The organism is Erwinia plantamica, assembly GCF_043420595.1.
Classification (GTDB): Bacteria; Pseudomonadota; Gammaproteobacteria; order Enterobacterales; family Enterobacteriaceae; genus Erwinia; species Erwinia aeris.
This window is the reverse complement of record NZ_JBGCUC010000009.1, coordinates 153,614-172,695: the sequence shown is the minus strand read 5'-3', so window position 1 is coordinate 172,695 and position 19,082 is coordinate 153,614. Positions and strand designations below refer to the sequence as shown.

At 55.8% G+C, this 19,082-nt stretch carries 17 protein-coding genes and 1 other annotated feature; of the genes, 7 read left to right on the top strand and 10 right to left on the bottom strand.

All coding sequences use genetic code 11. From position 1 onward, the window contains the following. Positions 1-8 precede the first annotated feature (8 nt). The 9 genes from btuC to AB3U87_RS12070 all read right to left on the bottom strand — a co-directional run bounded on the left by btuC (position 9) and on the right by AB3U87_RS12070 (position 9,458). Positions 9-992 (bottom strand): vitamin B12 ABC transporter permease BtuC, encoded by a 984-nt coding sequence (btuC, locus tag AB3U87_RS12110; RefSeq protein ID WP_394149165.1) that lies wholly within the window; start codon positions 990-992, stop codon positions 9-11. A 90-nt stretch (positions 993-1,082) separates the two neighbouring features. Then, the gene (gene ihfA / locus AB3U87_RS12105) at positions 1,083-1,382 is read right to left on the bottom strand and encodes an integration host factor subunit alpha (protein WP_004157378.1); all 300 of its coding nucleotides are present in this window, start codon (positions 1,380-1,382) and stop codon (positions 1,083-1,085) included. A 4-nt stretch (positions 1,383-1,386) separates the two neighbouring features. Then, positions 1,387-3,774, bottom strand: coding sequence for a phenylalanine--tRNA ligase subunit beta (gene pheT, locus AB3U87_RS12100; protein WP_253454461.1), 2,388 nt, complete (start codon positions 3,772-3,774; stop codon positions 1,387-1,389). A gap of 15 nt (positions 3,775-3,789) precedes the next feature. After that, positions 3,790-4,773 (bottom strand): phenylalanine--tRNA ligase subunit alpha, encoded by a 984-nt coding sequence (pheS, locus tag AB3U87_RS12095; RefSeq protein ID WP_125289759.1) that lies wholly within the window; start codon positions 4,771-4,773, stop codon positions 3,790-3,792. Positions 4,774-4,853: 80 nt separating this feature from the next. Next, positions 4,854-4,979 (bottom strand) — a sequence feature (Phe leader region). Between the two features lie 106 nt (positions 4,980-5,085). Beyond that, entirely contained in the window at positions 5,086-5,442 is a 357-nt protein-coding gene (gene rplT / locus AB3U87_RS12090) for a 50S ribosomal protein L20 (RefSeq protein WP_016169860.1), read from the bottom strand. A gap of 41 nt (positions 5,443-5,483) precedes the next feature. Then, the gene (rpmI, locus tag AB3U87_RS12085; RefSeq protein WP_010275699.1) at positions 5,484-5,681 is read right to left on the bottom strand and encodes a 50S ribosomal protein L35; all 198 of its coding nucleotides are present in this window, start codon (positions 5,679-5,681) and stop codon (positions 5,484-5,486) included. 92 nt (positions 5,682-5,773) lie between these two features. Then, the gene (gene infC, locus AB3U87_RS12080) at positions 5,774-6,325 is read right to left on the bottom strand and encodes a translation initiation factor IF-3 (protein ID WP_125289758.1); all 552 of its coding nucleotides are present in this window, start codon (positions 6,323-6,325) and stop codon (positions 5,774-5,776) included. 3 nt (positions 6,326-6,328) lie between these two features. After that, entirely contained in the window at positions 6,329-8,257 is a 1,929-nt protein-coding gene (gene thrS / locus AB3U87_RS12075) for a threonine--tRNA ligase (protein ID WP_369896038.1), read from the bottom strand. A 445-nt stretch (positions 8,258-8,702) separates the two neighbouring features. After that, positions 8,703-9,458: a DUF481 domain-containing protein gene (locus AB3U87_RS12070; protein WP_253454464.1), complete on the bottom strand. Its 756-nt coding sequence runs from the start codon at positions 9,456-9,458 to the stop codon at positions 8,703-8,705. 431 nt (positions 9,459-9,889) lie between these two features. On the opposite strand from AB3U87_RS12070, the gene ghoS reads away from it, so the two are divergent. After that, positions 9,890-10,183 (top strand): type V toxin-antitoxin system endoribonuclease antitoxin GhoS, encoded by a 294-nt coding sequence (ghoS, locus tag AB3U87_RS12065; RefSeq protein ID WP_301251789.1) that lies wholly within the window; start codon positions 9,890-9,892, stop codon positions 10,181-10,183. Positions 10,184-10,293: 110 nt separating this feature from the next. Further along, complete coding sequence (locus tag AB3U87_RS12060; RefSeq protein WP_253454466.1) at positions 10,294-11,187, top strand: fructosamine kinase family protein; 894 nt, start codon at positions 10,294-10,296, stop codon at positions 11,185-11,187. A gap of 5 nt (positions 11,188-11,192) precedes the next feature. Here the strand turns inward: AB3U87_RS12060 and AB3U87_RS12055 are convergent, their stop codons facing one another. Continuing rightward, positions 11,193-11,732: a YniB family protein gene (locus tag AB3U87_RS12055; RefSeq protein WP_253454467.1), complete on the bottom strand. Its 540-nt coding sequence runs from the start codon at positions 11,730-11,732 to the stop codon at positions 11,193-11,195. Positions 11,733-11,896: 164 nt separating this feature from the next. Here AB3U87_RS12055 and hxpB point away from each other — a divergent pair, with 164 nt between their 5' ends. From hxpB to AB3U87_RS12030, 5 genes are all read left to right on the top strand, one after another. Next, positions 11,897-12,568, top strand: coding sequence for a hexitol phosphatase HxpB (gene hxpB / locus AB3U87_RS12050; protein WP_370733948.1), 672 nt, complete (start codon positions 11,897-11,899; stop codon positions 12,566-12,568). A gap of 376 nt (positions 12,569-12,944) precedes the next feature. Continuing rightward, on the top strand, positions 12,945-13,535 hold the full coding sequence (locus AB3U87_RS12045) for a metal-dependent hydrolase (RefSeq protein WP_369896040.1): 591 nt from the start codon (positions 12,945-12,947) through the stop codon (positions 13,533-13,535). Positions 13,536-13,693: 158 nt separating this feature from the next. Continuing rightward, the gene (locus tag AB3U87_RS12040) at positions 13,694-15,091 is read left to right on the top strand and encodes an L-cystine transporter (RefSeq protein WP_301251787.1); all 1,398 of its coding nucleotides are present in this window, start codon (positions 13,694-13,696) and stop codon (positions 15,089-15,091) included. A gap of 147 nt (positions 15,092-15,238) precedes the next feature. Continuing rightward, complete coding sequence (gene katE / locus AB3U87_RS12035) at positions 15,239-17,503, top strand: catalase HPII (RefSeq protein WP_253454471.1); 2,265 nt, start codon at positions 15,239-15,241, stop codon at positions 17,501-17,503. A gap of 175 nt (positions 17,504-17,678) precedes the next feature. Beyond that, entirely contained in the window at positions 17,679-19,022 is a 1,344-nt protein-coding gene (locus AB3U87_RS12030) for an MFS transporter (protein ID WP_253454472.1), read from the top strand. Positions 19,023-19,082 lie beyond the last annotated feature (60 nt).

The window sequence follows — 19,082 nt, the reverse complement described above, 5'->3', positions numbered from 1 at the left end:
GCCGCAGGTCAGGCCCGGTTACGTAACAACAGCCAGATAAAAACCGGCGCGCCCAGCGTGGCCGTCACCACGCCGATCGGCAGCTCCGCCGAAGCGATGGCGATACGGGCCAGGATATCGGCCGCCAGCAGTACGCCGCCGCCCGCCAGCGCGCAGGCCGGCAACAGCATACGATGATCGCTCAGGTTGTTCAGCCGCAAAATATGCGGAATGACCAGGCCGACAAAGCCGATCGACCCGGCCAGCGCCACGCTGACGCCAATCAGCCAGCCTGTCGCCAGCACCAGCAAATTGCGCCACAGCAGCAGCGGCAGGCCGAGCTGGCGGGCGGAAACCTCGCCCAGCGCCAGCAAATTCAGCACGCGCCACTGGCGGCATAGCCACAGCAGCACCGGCAGCAGCGCCAACATCAGCCCGCCGTAGCGCCAGTCCACGCCGCTAAAGCCGCCCATCATCCAGTACATTAGCTGGCGCAGATCCAGGCTGGCGCTGAAATAGACCAGCCACGTCATGCCCGCGCTACAGATAATGCCTAAGGCCACGCCCGCCAGCAACAGGCGGCTGGTGGAAAGCGAGCGGCGGGAAAAACGCAGCAGGATAAAGGTAATCAACAGCGCGCCTGCAATGGCGAAAAAGCTTAGCGGCCACAGCCCGGTTACGCCGCTAAAAATCCCCAGCACCAGCCCAAGGCCTGAGCCGTTGGCGACGCCAAGCAGGCCCGGCTCCGCCAGCGGATTTTCAAACAGCGCCTGCATCACCGCGCCGGACACGGCCAGCGCCGCGCCGACCAGCAGCACCGCCAGCGAACGCGGCAGCCGCAGCTGCCAGACAAACAGTCGGTTTTCACCGCTGAACCAGCTTTGCGGAAAAAGCCAGCGGTCGCCGGCGCAGAGGCTAAGCAGAAAAACCAACACGCAGAAAATGCTCAGGATGCAGAGCCAGCGTCGCTGATGCCGACGGGCCAGCGCGATCCGTTGAGAAAGCAGAGTCATAAATCCAGGCCTGGCTAATGGAAACGGGCAGGGTTAGCGGAAATTCAGCGATAAAAAAGGCCGCGTAAGCGGCCTTTTGCAGAGCACTGGTCAGTCTTCTTTCGGCGTAGCGTTCTCAACCCGGCTTTTGAGCTTCTGCCCCGGCCGGAAAGTCACCACGCGACGCGCCGTAATCGGAATATCCTCGCCCGTTTTAGGATTACGTCCCGGACGTTGATTTTTGTCGCGAAGGTCGAAGTTACCAAATCCTGACAGTTTTACCTGCTCGCCGTTTTCTAAAGCGCGACGTACCTCTTCAAAAAACAGCTCTACCAGCTCTTTGGCATCCCGTTTGCTAAGCCCCAGCTTTTCAAACAGGTATTCAGACATCTCAGCTTTTGTAAGCGCCATAGGTTCAATCCCTCAAGGTTGCCTGGAATCGCTCTTTTAACGCCGCAACACATTTGGCGACGGTTGCAGCGATCTCCTCTTCTTCGAGTGTCCGGCCGGTATCTTGCAAAATCAGGCTGATAGCAAGGCTCTTAAAACCTTCATTAACACCCTTACCGCGGTACACATCAAACAAGTTTACGCCAACTACCTGATTTACGCCAACTTTCTTACATTCGGCGATAATATCTGCTGCGGGCACGTTTTCCGCCACCAGAACGGCGATATCACGACGGTTTGCCGGGAAACGTGAAATCTCGCTCGCCTCAGGCAGGACGCGGTCTGACACCTTATCCCACTCCAGTTCGAAGACCACGGTACGGCCGTTAAGATCCAGTTTCCGCTCAAGTTCCGGATGAACCACGCCCAGATAACCGATGCGCTGTTCCTGCAAATAAATGCCGGCGCTCTGTCCCGGGTGCAGGGCCGGATGCGCTTCGGCCCGGAACTGGATGTCGGCCAGTTTACCGGTCAAATCGAGGACGGACTCCAAATCACCTTTTAAATCATAGAAGTCAACTGCCTGACGCGCCAGATCCCAGTGTTCTTCATAACGCGCGCCGCTGATAACGCCCGCCAGCATAACGTCCTGCCGGATCCCCAGGTTTGCCTGTGTATCAGGCACAAAGCGCAGGCCGCTTTCAAACAGGCGTACGCGGCTCTGCTGGCGATTCTGGTTGTAGACAACGGCAGAGAGCAGGCCCGTCCACAGCGAGAGCCGCATTGCCGACATCTCAACTGAAATCGGGCTTGGCAGTACCAGGTTTTCCTCGCCCGGATGCAGCAATGCCTGCACTTTAGGATCGACAAAGCTGTAGGTAATCGCTTCCTGATAGCCTTTATCCACCAGCATCGCTTTTACCCGCTTCAGCGACAGGTTCGCTTCACGGTGCGAGGTCATTACCAGACCCGCCTGCACCGGCACGTCAGGAATATTGTTGTAGCCGTAAACGCGCGCCACTTCTTCGACCAGATCTTCCTCAATCTGCATATCGAAACGCCAGCCCGGCGCCACGGCCTGCCAGACGCCTTCGCCTTCCGTGACGTCACAGCCTAAACGACGCAGAATATCGCTGACCTCGTTGTCGGCAATCACGTGACCAATCAGGCGATCCAGCTTTTCACGGCGCAGCGTGATAGTCGCGCGCGCAGGCAGCGTCGCCTCGTTGGTTTGATCGATAACCGGCCCGGCCTCGCCGCCGCAAATATCGAGCAGCAGACGCGTTGCGCGCTCCAGCGCTTTATATTGCAACTGCGGATCGACGCCGCGCTCGTAGCGATGGGAAGCATCGGTGTGCAGTCCATGACGACGCGCACGGCCGGTGACAGAAAGCGGGCTGAAGAAAGCGCACTCGAACAGAACGTTAGTGGTTTCTTCGTTCACGCCGGAGTGTTCGCCGCCAAAGATACCGCCCATCGCCAGCGCTTTGTGGTGATCGGCAATAACTAACGTATCCGCGCTTAGCTTCACTTCCGCGCCGTCCAGCAGCGTCAGCGCTTCGCCCTCTTCCGCCATGCGCACCACAATCCCGCCGTCTACGCGGTCAAGATCGAAAGCGTGCATCGGCTGGCCCAGCTCAAGCAGCACATAGTTGGTGATATCCACCACCGGATCGATAGAGCGAATGCCGCAGCGACGCAGCTTTTCTTTCATCCATAGCGGCGTGGCGGCCTTGACGTTGATGCCCTTGATCACGCGTCCCAGATAGCGCGGACAGGCGTCAACCGCATCCACGCGGATCGGGAAGGTTTCTGCAATCGTAGCGGCAACCGGCTCAATAGCTGGCTCGTTTAACGGCAGCTTGTTCAGCACGGCAACGTCGCGCGCAATGCCGATAATGCCCAGGCAGTCCGCACGGTTTGGCGTCACGCTGATTTCAATGGTGTTGTCGTCAAGCTTGAGGTAGTCACGAATATCGGTGCCGACGGTCGCGTCCAGCGGCAGTTCGATAATGCCGTTGTGATCGTCGGAAATTCCCAGTTCGGAATAAGAGCAGAGCATCCCTTCCGACGGCTCGCCGCGCAGTTTGGCCGCTTTGATTTTAAAATCGCCCGGCAGCACCGCGCCCACCGTTGCCACAGCCACCTTCAGGCCCTGACGGCAGTTTGGCGCGCCGCAGACGATATCCAGCAGGCGGTCGCCGCCCACGTTAATTTTGGTGACGCGCAGTTTGTCAGCGTTCGGGTGCTGTCCGCACTCTACTACTTCGCCCACCACCACGCCGTGAAAAGCACCGGCTACCGCTTCCACGCCGTCCACTTCCAGACCGGCCATGGTGATCTGTTCGCTGAGCGCTGCGCTGTCGATGGCTGGGTTAACCCACTCACGTAACCAGAGTTCGCTGAATTTCATAGGTTTTACCCGCTCTTATTTAAACTGTTTGAGGAAACGTAAATCATTTTCGAAGAAGGCACGCAGATCGGTCACGCCATAGCGCAACATGGTCAGACGCTCCATACCCATCCCGAAGGCGAAGCCGGAATAGACTTCCGGATCGATGCCAACGTTGCGCAATACGTTCGGATGCACCATGCCGCAGCCCAGCACTTCCAGCCACTTGCCGTTTTTGCCCATCACGTCCACTTCCGCAGAAGGCTCGGTAAACGGGAAGTAGGAAGGACGGAAGCGGATCTGGAGATCTTCTTCAAAGAAGTTGCGCAGGAAATCGTGCAGCGTGCCTTTCAGGTTGGTAAAGCTGATGTTTTTATCTACGATCAGGCCTTCCATCTGGTGGAACATCGGCGTATGAGTCTGGTCGTAATCGTTACGGTAGACGCGGCCCGGCGCGATAACGCGGATCGGCGGCTGCTGGTTTTTCATGGTGCGGATCTGCACGCCGGAAGTCTGGGTACGCAGCAGGCGCGTGGCGTCGAACCAGAAGGTATCGTGATCGGCGCGCGCCGGGTGGTGTCCCGGAATATTCAGCGCGTCAAAGTTATGGTAGTCATCTTCGATCTCCGGGCCGGTTTCCACGGCAAAACCCAGCTCGCCAAAGAATGTCTCGATACGATCGATCGTGCGGGTCACCGGATGCAGACCGCCGTTTTCGATGCGGCGTCCCGGCAGCGAAACATCAATGGTCTCCTGCGCCAGGCGAGCGTTCAGCTCTGCCGACTCCAGCTCGTTTTTACGCGCGGTCAGCGCTTCCTGCACCTGCTGTTTGGCCTCGTTGATCACCGCGCCCGCTGCCGGACGATCTTCGGCAGGCAGGTCGCGCAGCGTGGTCATCTGCAGCGTAAGCTGCCCTTTTTTGCCCAGATATTCAACGCGTACCGTATCTAACGCGGCAACATCGTGTGCATTCTTAATGGCCGCTTGCGCGTTCGCCACCAGTTCTGCGAGATGTGACATGCTTTCCTCTTCTTCCAGCCGCCGTGGCCGGTCTGTTTTTTTATGGGGACGACAAGGCGCCCTGGATCTGCCGCGCCAGAAACAAAAAAGCCTCCACGAGGGAGGCTTTCAGCGCGATTTTTCGTTTCTTTTCTTTGCGCACAAGCCCCCGATGTTCAGGTGCTAAAGTAAAAAAAGAAACGGAAATTCGCGGTCATAATGCGTTGCCTGGTCGTCAAAAGAGGCTCTATTGAAAAACGCATGGACAAAAATGTCAATCTTTTGCTGCGGTTACAAAATAAAAGAGGGAGCAAGCTCCCTCTTTCACCTGACTTACGCCAGAGCTGATTTCGCTTTTTCGACCAGGGCAGTAAATGCCACTTTGTCGAATACGGCGATGTCAGCCAGGATCTTACGGTCGATTTCAATCGAAGCCTTTTTCAGGCCATTGATGAAACGGCTGTAAGAAATACCGTTAGTGCGTGCCGCTGCGTTGATACGCGCGATCCACAGCTGACGGAACTGACGCTTACGCTGACGACGGTCACGGTAAGCATACTGACCAGCTTTGATAACAGCCTGGAAAGCAACGCGGTAAACACGTGAACGTGCACCGTAGTAGCCTTTAGCTTGTTTTAAGATTTTTTTGTGACGTGCGCGAGCAACTACACCACGTTTTACACGAGCCATTTAGCTCTCCTGTTTAATATTCTGAATTAAAAAAAATAGACTTATGCGTACGGCAGGCAGGCAATAACCAGACCCAGATCGCCTTTAGACACCAGGCCTTTCGGACGCAGGTGACGCTTACGCTTAGTAGATTTTTTGGTCAGAATATGACGCAGGTTTGCGTGCTTACGCTTGAAGCCGCCAGAGGCGGTCTTCTTGAAGCGCTTAGCCGCGCCACGTACAGTTTTAATCTTTGGCATTTAAAAACATCCACTTCGCATTGTTAATAAAATAAAACAGGCAGGCGAACAGCGATCGGCGGCGAACCGCCGAACCGCTGCTACTTTATGGCCTACTGTTTCTTCTTAGGAGCGAGCACCATGATCATCTGACGACCTTCGATCTTCGAAGGGAAGGATTCGACAATCGCCAGATCCATGTCTTCACACAGATCTTTACGGACGCGGTTAAGCATTTCCATACCGATCTGCTGGTGCGCCATCTCACGACCGCGGAAACGCAGCGTGATTTTAGCTTTATCACCCTCTTCCAGAAAGCGAATCAGGTTGCGTAGTTTTACCTGATAGTCGCCATCATCGGTGCCAGGACGGAATTTAATTTCCTTAACCTGGATAATCTTTTGCTTTTTCTTCTGTTCTTTAGAAGATTTGCTTTTCTCGTAAAGGAATTTGCCGTAATCCATGATACGGCAAACGGGCGGCTCGGCGTTAGGGCTGATTTCTACTAAATCAACGCCTGCTTCCTCTGCTTTTTCTAAAGCCTCATTCAGACTGACAATACCAATCTGCTCGCCATCGACGCCAGTCAGACGAACCTCGGTGGCGCGGATTTCTTTGTTAATGCGATTAGGACGCGCCGGTTGAACTCGTTTTCCGCCTTTAATACCTTATTCCTCCAGTTGATGAAGATTGCGACTGCGGATTTCATCCTGCAGCTTCGCGATCGCTTCGTTTACGTCCATGCTGCCCAGGTCTTTACCACGGCGGGTGCGAACGGCAACCTTGCCTGCTTCCACCTCTTTATCACCACAGACCAACATATAGGGGACACGACGTAACGTGTGCTCGCGGATTTTAAAGCCAATCTTCTCGTTTCTCAAGTCCGCTTTTACACGAATGCCCGCATTCTGAAGTTTTTGGGTCAATTCTGCAACATATTCGGACTGGCCATCGGTGATATTCATCACCACTACTTGTACAGGAGCCAGCCAGGTCGGGAAGAAACCGGCGTACTCTTCGGTCAAAATACCGATAAAGCGCTCCACAGAACCCAGGATAGCGCGGTGGATCATCACCGGCACCTGACGTTCATTATTTTCACCCACGTAGGAGGCGCTCAGGCGGCCCGGCAGCGAGAAGTCCAGCTGAACGGTGCCACACTGCCATGCGCGATCCAGACAGTCATGCAGGGTGAACTCAATTTTAGGGCCGTAAAATGCGCCCTCGCCCGGCTGATACTCGAACGGAATAGCGTTCTCTTTCAGCGCGGCAGCCAGATCGGCCTCTGCACGATCCCACTGTTCGTCACTACCGATGCGCTTAACCGGACGGGTTGACAGTTTCACCACGATTTTTTCAAAACCGAAGGTGCTGTACATGTCGTACACCATACGGATGCAGCTATTCACTTCAGCGCGCACCTGCTCTTCCGTACAGAAGATATGGGCGTCGTCCTGAGTGAAGCCGCGTACGCGCATCAGGCCATGCAGCGCGCCAGACGGCTCGTTGCGATGGCAGCTACCAAATTCCGCCATACGTAGCGGCAGGTCGCGGTAAGATTTTAGACCCTGATTGAAAATTTGCACGTGACCAGGGCAATTCATTGGCTTGATGCAGTATTCACGGTTCTCCGAAGAGGTCGTGAACATCGCTTCTTTATAGTTTTCCCAGTGGCCGGTTTTCTCCCACAGCACGCGGTCCATCATCAGCGGACCTTTCACTTCCTGATAGTCATACTCAGTTAGTTTGCTGCGGACAAAAACTTCCAGCTCGCGGAAAATTGTCCAGCCGTCATTGTGCCAGAACACCATGCCCGGCGCTTCTTCCTGCATATGATACAGGTCAAGCTGTTTACCGATTTTACGGTGGTCACGCTTGGCCGCTTCTTCCAGGCGTTGCAGATAGGCAGACAGCTGCTTTTTATCCGCCCAGGCGGTACCGTAGATACGCTGCAGCATTTTGTTGTTGCTGTCGCCGCGCCAGTAAGCGCCGGAAATTTTCTGCAGCTTAAAGTGATGGCAGAAGCGCATGTTAGGCACGTGCGGGCCACGGCACATATCCACGTACTCTTCGTGATGATAGAGGCCCGGACGGTCGTCGTGACTGATATTTTCGTCAAGAATAGTCATTTTATAGGTTTCGCCACGGGCAGCAAAAGCGTCACGCGCCTCCTGCCAGCTTACCTTTTTCTTGACGACGTCATAATTCGTTTCGGCCAGCTGGTGCATACGCTTTTCCAGCAGCTCGATATCTTCCTGGGTCAGGGTATGATCCATATCGACATCGTAGTAAAAACCGTTGTCGATAACCGGACCGATTGCCATTTTGGTATCTGGCCACAGCTGCTTGATCGCGTGTCCCAACAGGTGCGCGCAGGAGTGGCGAATAATTTCCAGTCCGGCTTCATCTTTAGCGGTAATGATGGCGACGTTCGCGTCTTCCGCGATCGGATCGACCGCATCCACCAGCTCGCCGTTTACGCGGCCTGCGATACAGGCTTTCGCCAGACCCGGACCAATGTCCTGGGCAATCTCGATCACGCTAACGGCGTGATCGAAGGTACGCTGACTTCCATCAGGAAGTGTAATTACGGGCATGATACATCCTTAGCTGCAGTGGTAACCCATACGCAAGGCTACATACAAAATTCAGGTTTAGTATATATATCAGGCTGGTGTCTCTTAAAATCAACTCACAGTTGTCAATTTGGAACAGCGCCTGATACACAGAGTCAAAAGCCTGCCGTCGGCAAAAACCTTTGAAGGAGTAATATCTTACACGTCATAGCGCCGAAATGCACGGCGGGATGCAGAATCAGGAATCCGCGCCGCAAAATCCGCTGCCGATGGCTTTACGTTAAACGGGATATCTGACCGCAAGCTGTAAGGTGGTTTTCCCCTATAGCCACAGCTCCGCTGAGGAGCGCCATAAGCTTGTGGTGAGAGTATCGTGCCGGGGCGGCTTTAAAAATGGTGAAAAGCAAGCATGAAGCGCTGGACGGAACAACCAGGTGGGCCACAGAAACGTGGCCCGGCAGGCTTTTTACATGGCGTAAGAAAGCTGAATAGTGGTTTTGGTATCGGTTTTATCCGGCGCGGATGACGGTGGGTTCTGGTTCCAGGTCACGTTATAGGCCATCTTCAGCGAGAAGTGGGCGTTAATCGCCACCTGCAAACCGGTTTCGGAGTTCACCGTGGTGTCATCGCTACCCAGCACGGAAACGCCCTGGACAAATTTAGTGGTGTCGGTCAGCTGCCACTGATAGCTGGCCGCGCCGTAAGCCAGCGCCTGCGTCTCATGACCGCCATCGTGGTAATCGTCATAGCGTACGCCAGGACCGGCTTCCAGACGCAGCGAGTGCACCGGACCGTTCAGGATCTGGCGACCGTAACCGGCAGCCAGAATAGAGCGGCCGTCGTAGCCGTTGAAACGATCGCTTAACCAGCTGGCCTGACCAAACAGGTAATCGGAAGGGTTCAGGTTATAACGTGAACGGCCGCCAACCTGATAGGTTTCAGAAGAACGCTCATCGTTGGAAGAAGTGTTGCTGGCGTTGCCCCACAGGCTGTAGGCCATCTGGTTCTGATACCAGGTCATGTTGGTGCTGGCCGTCAGCGAGGAGCTGGTGGTGTTGCCGGTCTGAGCCAGGTAACCCGCCGCCGCATTGCCTTCAAAGTTCTTTTTGGCCGTAGAGGGATCGTCCATGACGGTAAAGACATTATTGTCCGCCAGTGCCTGGTGACAAAAAACTCCGCCGGAAAGTAAAAGAACTGCCGACAACTTGTTAAGCGCTTTCATTAAATAAGATCCATACCACTGAGAATTGAAAAGAGGTGAGTCTGAAGAGTTTTACCGGGCGTTCAATCTCTTTTATTGAAAGAATAGTAACATTTTGTTAAATGCTTCCGGATGCTTATGAATCAGGCTCACCCTACTCTAAATGGGACTATTCTTATCAGCGCGACCCGGCGCAGCCTGCTTTTCCTCGTATGTTCTTCGGCAATCTGGCTTTCGGCAGACATAAATATGTCAAAGCATTGCCTGTTACGTAATAATGTAACTTCACTGATTTACTTCTGAATATAAAATTCTGTCGGGATTTTTCGACCGCCTGAAGCTTTGCCCCCTCGCTAAAACGGCTTCCACAGGCGTTAAGCCCGATAGCTGGCTGATAAAAGGCGATGATGAACTATGCTAAAAAAAGAAGAAGGTAAACAAAGGAGTTCATCATGGTTTCGTCTGATATTGAGCAATATGTCGTCACTTTCCGTTTTAAAGATGAAGGGCTTAGCGATGTCCTTGAGCTGAACAGTGCCCTGACCAACGGCGGATTTACCACCTCGCTGCACGACAAGGAAGGCCACCCGCACGAGCTGGGCACAAACAGTTTCGGTATCGTCAGCGCGCTGAGCGCAGAGCAGATACGCGAACAGGCAATCAACCTGGGTGAAATCGTGCTGGGCGAAAAGCCGGAGGTGGAGGTGGAGCGCTGGCAAGCATTTCAGCAGAAAAGCGAAAACTGACGTTTTGTAAAAATGTGTTGTTCATTACGTAAACACTGGTTTTGTCTATTATTTAAGCGTTAGTATCAGCATGTCCCGCAGCAAGTCACAGCGAAAAAGAGGAAACCGCTATGTGGTCAGCCATTGGTCGTCTGTTGAGTGAGCAGTCAGGTGATGCTGAAATCAGCCAGCGTACAGCGTTGCCAGGAGGCGATGTGCATCCGGCGTGGCGCCTCCGCTACGGCGATCGCGACGTTTTTGTTAAATGTAACGGCCGTGAAATGCTCGATCTTTTTACCTGGGAAGCCGATCAGCTGCAGCTTTTGAAGCGCACCGGCACCATCCGCGTGCCGGATGTCTACGGCGTAGGTTACGATCGGGACGTCAGCTTTTTACTGCTGGAGTATCTTCCCCTTTCGCCGCTCCATGCGCAAAGCGCCCATCAGCTTGGCCAACAGCTGGCGCGCCTTCACCAGTGGAGCGATCAGCCACAGTTCGGCCTGGATTTCGATAACAATATCAAAACGTCGCCGCAGCCTAACAGCTGGCTCAAGCGCTGGTCGGTCTTTTTTGCCGAGCAGCGTATCGGCTGGCAGCTTCAGCTCGCGGCGGAAAAAGGCGTGCAGTATGGCGATATCGATCTGATTGTGCGCTGCGCCAGGGAGCTGCTCGACTCGCATCACCCTCAGCCTTCGCTGCTGCACGGCGATCTCTGGCCGGCAAACTGCGCGACGGCGGCTGAAGGGCCCTGCGTGTTCGATCCGGCCTGTTACTGGGGCGACAGAGAGTGCGATCTGGCGATGCTTCCCTGGTTTCCGGCGCTGCCGCAGGAGATTATGGAAGGCTATGAGTCGGTATGGCCGCTGCCTCGCGATTACCAGCAGCGCCAGCCGGTTTATCAGCTCTACTATCTGCTTAATCGGGCAAACGTCTTCGGCGGCGAATGGCTGAAGGAAGCCCAGCGGGCGGTCGGCGCCCTGCTGGACCAGGCGGAGGCGGGCAAACAATTTGCCCGTCCGGCGTAGGGCCGTCAGCTGATAAAGCCTGCCAGCTTAAGCACAAAATAGCCCGCAACGGCTATCAGGATGGGCAACACGTACAGCGGAAAAAACTGCAGAAAAATGGTGTGGCGCGGCACCACGATTTTTTCTTCCAGCTGCTGGCGGCTGCGCCCTTCTTCACCTTTCGCTTTTTCCAGGATCATCTGATCCTCAATGCCTTCACGCAGATGCCGGGACTGTCGCCACATTCTGGCGCCGGAGGCCTGTAGCGCCAGCCCGACGAAAATCAGTATATAGATTAGCCAGAACAGCCAGTTGCCGCCCTGGTTAAAATCCGGCACCGGTGAATTATGCCAAAAGGCGTTTAAAAAGCCGGTATTGAAGCGGATCATATCGATCATCACGTGAGAAAAATCCTGCATTACCGCATTGATCCCTTCGCGCTTTTCACGACTCACTTCCAAAAAACGCATCAGTGAAACCAGCGTGGAAATCAGCGCCGGAATAAAGATAATCCAGCCGGCGATCCGCTTTAGTATCGCGACTCTTCCAGCCTGTTGATAAGTCATGCTTTCTCCTGTCCTTATGCTGTGAGGGCTGTAAGTTTACCCTCGCCCGGCAAAATGTGCCTGAAAAAAGTGTGCCCTTAAGCGGAAAGGCAAATTAACGCGCGCAATGCTCTGGCTGTTAACTTCATGTTAAGGTGTCAGAAAACTGCTAACGGAGCCGCATTATGTCTTATTCACGTCCAGTGCTAGCCGCAATTTTTGATATGGATGGATTACTAATTGATTCCGAGCCGCTATGGGAACGCGCGGAGCTGGACGTTTTCGCTACGCTGGATGTCGATCTTTCCCGCAGAAGCGAGATGCCGGATACGGTAGGCCTGCGCATCGATCAGGTTGTGCGCATGTGGTATGAAACGCTGCCCTGGATCGGGCCATCGCAGGAGGAAGTCACGCAGCGTATTCTTACCCGCGCGCTGACGTTAATCGAGGAGACGCGGCCGCTGCTGCCCGGCGTGGAGCTGGCGCTGAAACTGTGCCAGGCGGAGGGGCTGAAAATTGGGCTGGCTTCCGCCTCGCCGCTTTTTATGCAGGAAAAGGTGCTGGCGATGTTCGGCCTGCGTCACTATTTCGAAGTGCTGGCCTCGGCAGAATCGCTGCCGTACAGCAAACCGCATCCGCAGGTCTATCTGGACGCGGCCACCCGTCTCGGCATCGATCCGCTTAACTGCGTTACGCTGGAAGACTCCGTTAACGGTATGATTGCGACCAAAGCCGCAAGGATGCGCTCAATCGTGGTGCCTGCGGCCGTTTATGCCGACGATGCGCGCTGGGCGCTGGCCGACGTCAAACTGACCTCGCTCACCGAGCTGGGCAGCAAGCATCTGCTTGGCAAGTAACATCAGTGTCCGCTTTCCGCCCTGCCGTAAACTGGCCGGGCGGTACGGCTTCTTTAAGCAGAATGAAATGCTGACCCTGCTGCTTCCCGTCAGCTGAATGTTAACAGGCAGATACAGCCTTTCGCTATTTTCTACCCGGCAATGAAATCTGTAATCGGTGGAAGACCTTTGCGCGTCCAGCCCCTTAATCAAGAGTATTGATGCCATTACGGCGCTTAACCGCTTATACTAACTGGAACCGCTACGTTTTCTTATCCATGCTCAACGCGCAGACGTAAAGGAAATATTAACCTTTCGTTACAGCGTCACATATTTATTCTACTGTATATATCCCCTATACTGGATGCATTGACAGTTCAGTTACCGAGCGTTTTCCATGACGGCCGAAGGCCACGTTATTTTTGCTATCGCCAGCGCGATTTTTGCCAAGCGCGCCGACCTGACGCCCGTTCTTGGTGATGGCGACTGGTGGCACGTTATTCCCGCCACGCTGCTTACCTGCCTGCTGCCGGATATCGATCACCCGCGCTCTACCCTTGGTCAGCGTTTTCGCTGGCTGTCGCAGCCCATTGCGCGCGCCTTTGGGCATCGGGGCTTTACCCACAGCCTGCTGGCCGTAATCGGTGGCGTGGCGCTGCTTCAGCTAAAACTGCCGCAGGAATGGGTGCTGCCTGCCGATGTCTTTCAGGGCATGGTGCTGGGCTACCTCAGCCATATTGTCGCCGATATGCTTACGCCTGCCGGCGTGCCGCTGCTGTGGCCCTGCCGCTGGCGTTTTCGCCTGCCGCTGCTGCACAGCCGCAACGGCAACCAGATGGAGCGAATGCTCTGCCTGACGCTGGTTGCGCTGGCGCTATGGTTCCCGGCCGGGTCGCCCTCTTTTGGTGCGGCAAGCTGGCCCCTGCAAATGATCGATCAGGTGCAAAACAGCGTTACGCGTTTTATAAATCACCAGGTAGCGCAATAAGTCACCGATTTCGTTCAATAAATTATAAACTATTCCTTTTGATTATATGGGCGTCTCTCCGCGAGCTGCTACCATCGCCCCCAACGCGTATCCGATGCGCAATAAAAATAGCTCACTGACGAGGCCGCTGATGCCTCGTCAAAAAAGGAGATCTGGGGATGAATTTTCCATTAATTGCAAACCTGGCGGCGTTTATTCTGCTGCTGGGGCTACTGGCTAAAAGCGGCAACGCCAGCTGGAGCCTGGCGAAAAAAGTGCTGCTGGGCCTGGTTGTAGGCGTGCTGTTTGGGCTGATCCTGCACACTATTTACGGTGCCGATAACCCGGTGTTGAAAGAATCCATTAGCTGGTTCAACGTTGTCGGCAACGGCTACGTACAGCTGTTGCAGATGATCGTCATGCCGCTGGTGTTCGCTTCGATTCTCAGCGCCGTGGCCCGTCTGCATAACGCGTCGTCGCTGGGCAAAATCAGCGTGCTGACTATCGGCGTGCTGCTGTTCACTACGGCGATTTCCGCGCTGGTGGGCGTTTTTGTTACCTGGCTGTTTGGGCTCAACGCCAGCGGTCTGGTGCAGGGCGTGCAGGAAACCGCGCGCCTGTCTGCGCTACAGTCTAACTATATCGGTAAAGTGGCCGACCTTTCCGCGCCGCAGCTGCTGCTCTCTTTCGTGCCGAAAAATCCTTTCGCCGATCTGACCGGGGCCAATCCGACCTCTATTATCAGCGTGGTGATTTTTGCCGCTTTCCTGGGCGTCGCCGCCCTGCATTTACTGCGTGACGACAAACCGAAAGGCGAGCGTGTGCTGGCCGCCATCGACGTGCTTCAGGCATGGGTGATGAAGCTGGTGCGTCTGATTATGAAGCTGACGCCTTACGGCGTAATGGCGCTGATGACCAAAGTGGTCGCCAGCTCTAACCTGGCGGATATCGTCAAGCTGGGCAGTTTTGTCATTGCATCTTATCTGGGCCTGGCGATTATGTTTGCGGTGCACGCGCTGCTGCTTTCCGTTAACGGCGTCAATCCCAGGCGTTTCTTCCGCAAGGTCTGGCCGGTTATCACTTTTGCTTTTACCAGCCGCTCCAGCGCGGCGACCATTCCGCTGAGCGTGGAAGCGCAAACCCGCCGCCTTGGCATTCCGGAATCGATCGCCAGCTTCTCAGCCTCTTTCGGCGCCACTATCGGCCAGAACGGCTGTGCCGGGCTGTACCCCACCATGCTGGCGGTGATGGTTGCGCCAACGGTAGGCATTAACCCGTTCGATCCGGTCTGGATCGCCACGCTGGTTGGCATCGTTACGCTAAGCTCTGCCGGCGTAGCGGGCGTGGGCGGCGGCGCGACCTTTGCCGCGCTGATCGTTCTGCCAACGCTGGGCCTGCCGGTCACGCTGGTGGCGCTGCTGATTTCGATTGAACCGCTGATCGATATGGGCCGCACCGCGCTTAACGTTAATGGTTCAATGACGGCGGGAATGCTGACCAGCCAGTGGCTGAAGCAAACTGATAAATCTCTGCTGGACGCGGAAGCGGACAACGAAGCCGAACTGGCGCATCGTTAAGCAAAACGTTGTTTATGCAACCTGTTCAGGGGCCGCTCAGCGGCCCTTTTTATTGTCTGCTAAACATAACCCTTCGGTTTCCGGGCGTACCTCGCGCACTGTTCTATAGTTAATGGTTAGAAACACACATCACAGGAGCAAGTGAGCATGTCGAAAGAAACCGATAACAAGGAAATCACCCATAATGCCCCGTTAACCGGGCCTGATTCCGCAAAGCCGGGAATGGATTCGCTGGCACCCGCCGATGGCTCGCATAAGCCGCTTTCTGAGCCAACGCCGCCCGGCAAGCAGCCTACTGCGCCCGGCAGCCTGAAAGCGCCCGAGACCAGTAACGCCAAGCTGGACGCGCTGGAAACCTTCCGTAAAGGCGGCGAGAATTTCCCGCTGACAACCAATCAGGGTACGCGCATCGCTGACGACCAGAACTCGCTGCGCGCCGGTACTCGTGGCCCAACGCTGCTGGAAGATTTTATCCTGCGCGAAAAGATCACCCATTTTGACCACGAGCGCATTCCTGAACGTATTGTCCATGCCCGTGGTTCAGCGGCGCACGGCTATTTCCAGCCCTATCGCGATATGAGCGATATCACCAAGGCGGATTTCCTGCGCGATCCTGAAAAGCAGACGCCGGTTTTCGTGCGTTTCTCTACCGTTCAGGGCGGTGCAGGCTCGGCGGATACCGTACGCGATATTCGCGGCTGGGCCACCAAGTTCTATACCGATGAAGGCGTTTTCGATTTAGTCGGCAACAATACGCCGGTGTTCTTTATTCAGGACGCGCACAAATTCCCGGACTTCGTGCATGCGGTAAAACCCGAGCCACACAATGAAATTCCACAGGGCCAGAGCGCGCACGACACCTTCTGGGATTACGTCTCGCTACAGCCGGAAACGCTGCATAACGTGATTTGGGCAATGTCCGATCGTGGCATTCCGCGCAGCTACCGCACGATGGAAGGCTTCGGCATTCACACCTTCCGCTTTATTAACGCCGAGGGCAAAGCGACCTTTGTGCGCTTCCACTGGAAACCGGTCGCGGGCAAAGCTTCGCTGCTGTGGGACGAATCACAAAAACTCACCGGCCGCGATCCCGATTTCCATCGCCGCGATCTGTGGGAAGCCATTGAGGCGGGCGACTATCCGGAATATGAGCTGGGCGTACAGCTGATCCCGGAAGAAGATGAATTCAAATTCGATTTTGACCTGCTGGATGCCACCAAGCTGATCCCGGAAGAGCTGGTGCCGGTGCAGCTGGTCGGTAAGATGGTGCTGAACCGCAATCCGGACAACTTCTTTGCCGAAACCGAGCAGGTTGCTTTCCATCCCGGCCACATCGTTCCCGGCCTGGATTTCACCAACGATCCGCTGTTACAGGGCCGTCTGTTCTCCTATACCGATACGCAGATCAGCCGTCTTGGCGGGCCTAACTTCCATGAAATTCCGATTAACCGTCCGACCTGCCCTTACCATAATTTCCAGCGTCAGGGGATGCACCGTACGGATATCGATACCAACCCGGCCAACTACGAGCCGAATTCCATCAACGATAACTGGCCGCGCGAAACGCCGCCGGCTCCGCATCGCGGTGGATTTGAAAGCTATCAGGAGCGTATTGAAGGCCACAAGGTGCGCGAGCGCAGCCCTTCCTTCGGCGAATACTACTCGCAGCCGCGCCTGTTCTGGAACAGCCAGACGCCTGTTGAGCAGCAGCACATTATTGACGCCTTCTCTTTTGAGCTGAGCAAGGTGGCTCGCGCCTATATCCGCGAGCGCGTCGTGGATCATCTGGTGCGTATCGACGTGTCGCTGGCTAACGGCGTGGCGGAGAACCTGGGCATCGCGCTGTCCGATGAGAAGATGCATACCGCGCCGCCGAAAGACGTTAACGGCCTGAAAAAAGATGCCAGCCTGAGCCTTTATGCCGTGCCAAGTGGCTCGATCAAAGGCCGCCAGGTGGCGCTGCTGATCAGCGACGGTGTGGTAGCGGCAGACGTGCTGGCAATCTTGCAGGAGCTGAAGGCGCAGGGCGTGCACGCCAAGCTGCTGGCGCGTCATATGGGCCAGGTTCGTGCCGACGACGGTTCTAATCTGCCTATCGACGCTACCTTTAGCGGCCTGCCGTCGTTGACCTTTGATGCGGTGATCGTGCCGGACGGCAACATCGACGCGCTGCTGCTCAGCGGCGACGCCCGTTACTTCCTGCTGGAAGCCTATAAGCATCTGAAGGTGATTGGCCTGAGCGGCGACGCCCGCCGCTTCAAATCGCAGTTCGGTCTGGGCGACAGCGAGCGTGAGGAAGGCGTCATCGAAGATGATAAAGCCGAAGGCGTGCTGATGAGCGAGTTCCTGGCCGCGATGGCCGCGCACCGCGTCTGGTCGCGCAGCCAGAAGGCGCTAAGCGTTCCGGCTTAATCCGCCGTTCGTTTGTTCACTGAAGGTGCAGCCGGTAGCGGCTGCGCCTTTTTATTTGGCATCTCCTGCCGATTAGCGCGCATAAAGCGCCTTTCGCCCGCGCCTTATCCGATCTCTACACTGTGGCACTGAACTTGCTTCTTCCTGATACCACTCGTTGTTCAGGAGAAGATCCATGAGAGTTGACACCCGCTATCGTTACCGCATTTTCGCCATGCTGTTTTTTATCGCGCTGATCAACTATATCGATCGCGGCGCCCTCTCCTTCGCGGCAAACGCCATTTCTGCGGAATTTCATTTCAGCAAAACGGAGCTGGGCGTGGTGCTGAGCTATTTCGGCTTTGGCTATCTGTTCGGCTCGCTCTGCGGCGGGTTTCTGGCCGATCGGCTGGGCACAAAAAAAGTCTGGCTGCTGGCGGGCGTGCTCTGGTCGCTGTTGGAGATCGCTACCGCCTGGGCGGGAGAGCTGGGCGTGGCGCTGTTTGGCGGCTCGGCCATTATGGGCTTTGCCGTAATGCGCATCCTGTTCGGCTTTGCCGAAGGCCCGGCCTATGCGCTGATGAACAAAGCTATCGCGCACTGGGCGCCCGATAACGAGCGCGGCATGGCGCTGGGCATCGGCTTACTCAGCACCCAGGTAGGCGCGCTGCTGACGGCACCGATCGCCGTGGGCCTGCTGCTGTTGACCAACGACTGGCGGCTGATGTTTATCCTGCTCGGCGTTTTCTCGCTGATCGCTATGGTGATTTTCGCGCGAATTTTCACCGACAGCCCGATGCAGCAGCCGCGCGCCAGCCAGGCGGAGCGCGAGTTGATTATGCAGGGCCAGCAGCAAAGCACCGCCGGGCCGCGCCTGCCGTGGTGGCGCTTTTTCACCAGCCGCACGCTGGTCTGCAACGCGCTGGGCTATTTTTCTTTCCTGTATGTCACCTTTACCCTGGTCACCTGGGGGCCGAAATATTTGCAGGACAGCTTTCACTACGATCTGCACTCGCTCTGGTATGTGGCGATGATCCCGTGGAGCGGCGCCTGCATTACCGTGCTACTCGGCGGCAAGATTGCCGACACGCTGCTGAAGCGCTCCGGTAATCTGCGGCTGGCGCGCAATCTCTTTGCTGCCGTCGGGCTGCTTTGCACCGGACTCTGCTTTATGGCGATCCCGTGGATGGCTTCCGCCGCCGGGATTATCCTGCTGATGACGCTGGGCAACGCCCTGAACGCGCTGGTAAATAACGTTTACTGGTCGGTGGTGATTGACGTCACGCCGAAATCCACGGTCGGCACCTATAGCGGGATGACGCTGGCCATCGCCAACCTGGCATCGATCCTGTCGCCAATGCTGAGCGGCTGGCTGGCGGAGCATTTCGGCTACAACGCCATGTTCAGCGCGACGGCGGCCATTGCCTTCGGCAGCATGCTGGCGATGACGCTGCTGCAACCGGAGAAAAAGCTGACGGCAACGCCCCCTGTCAGTCCCGATCTGGCAGCCAACATGGAGGCGGAGTTAAGAATACGTTAAGCAGTGTAAGCAACCCGCAATAGCCGCAGCCGCCGCTTGCGTTTTCACTGGCCCGGAGTA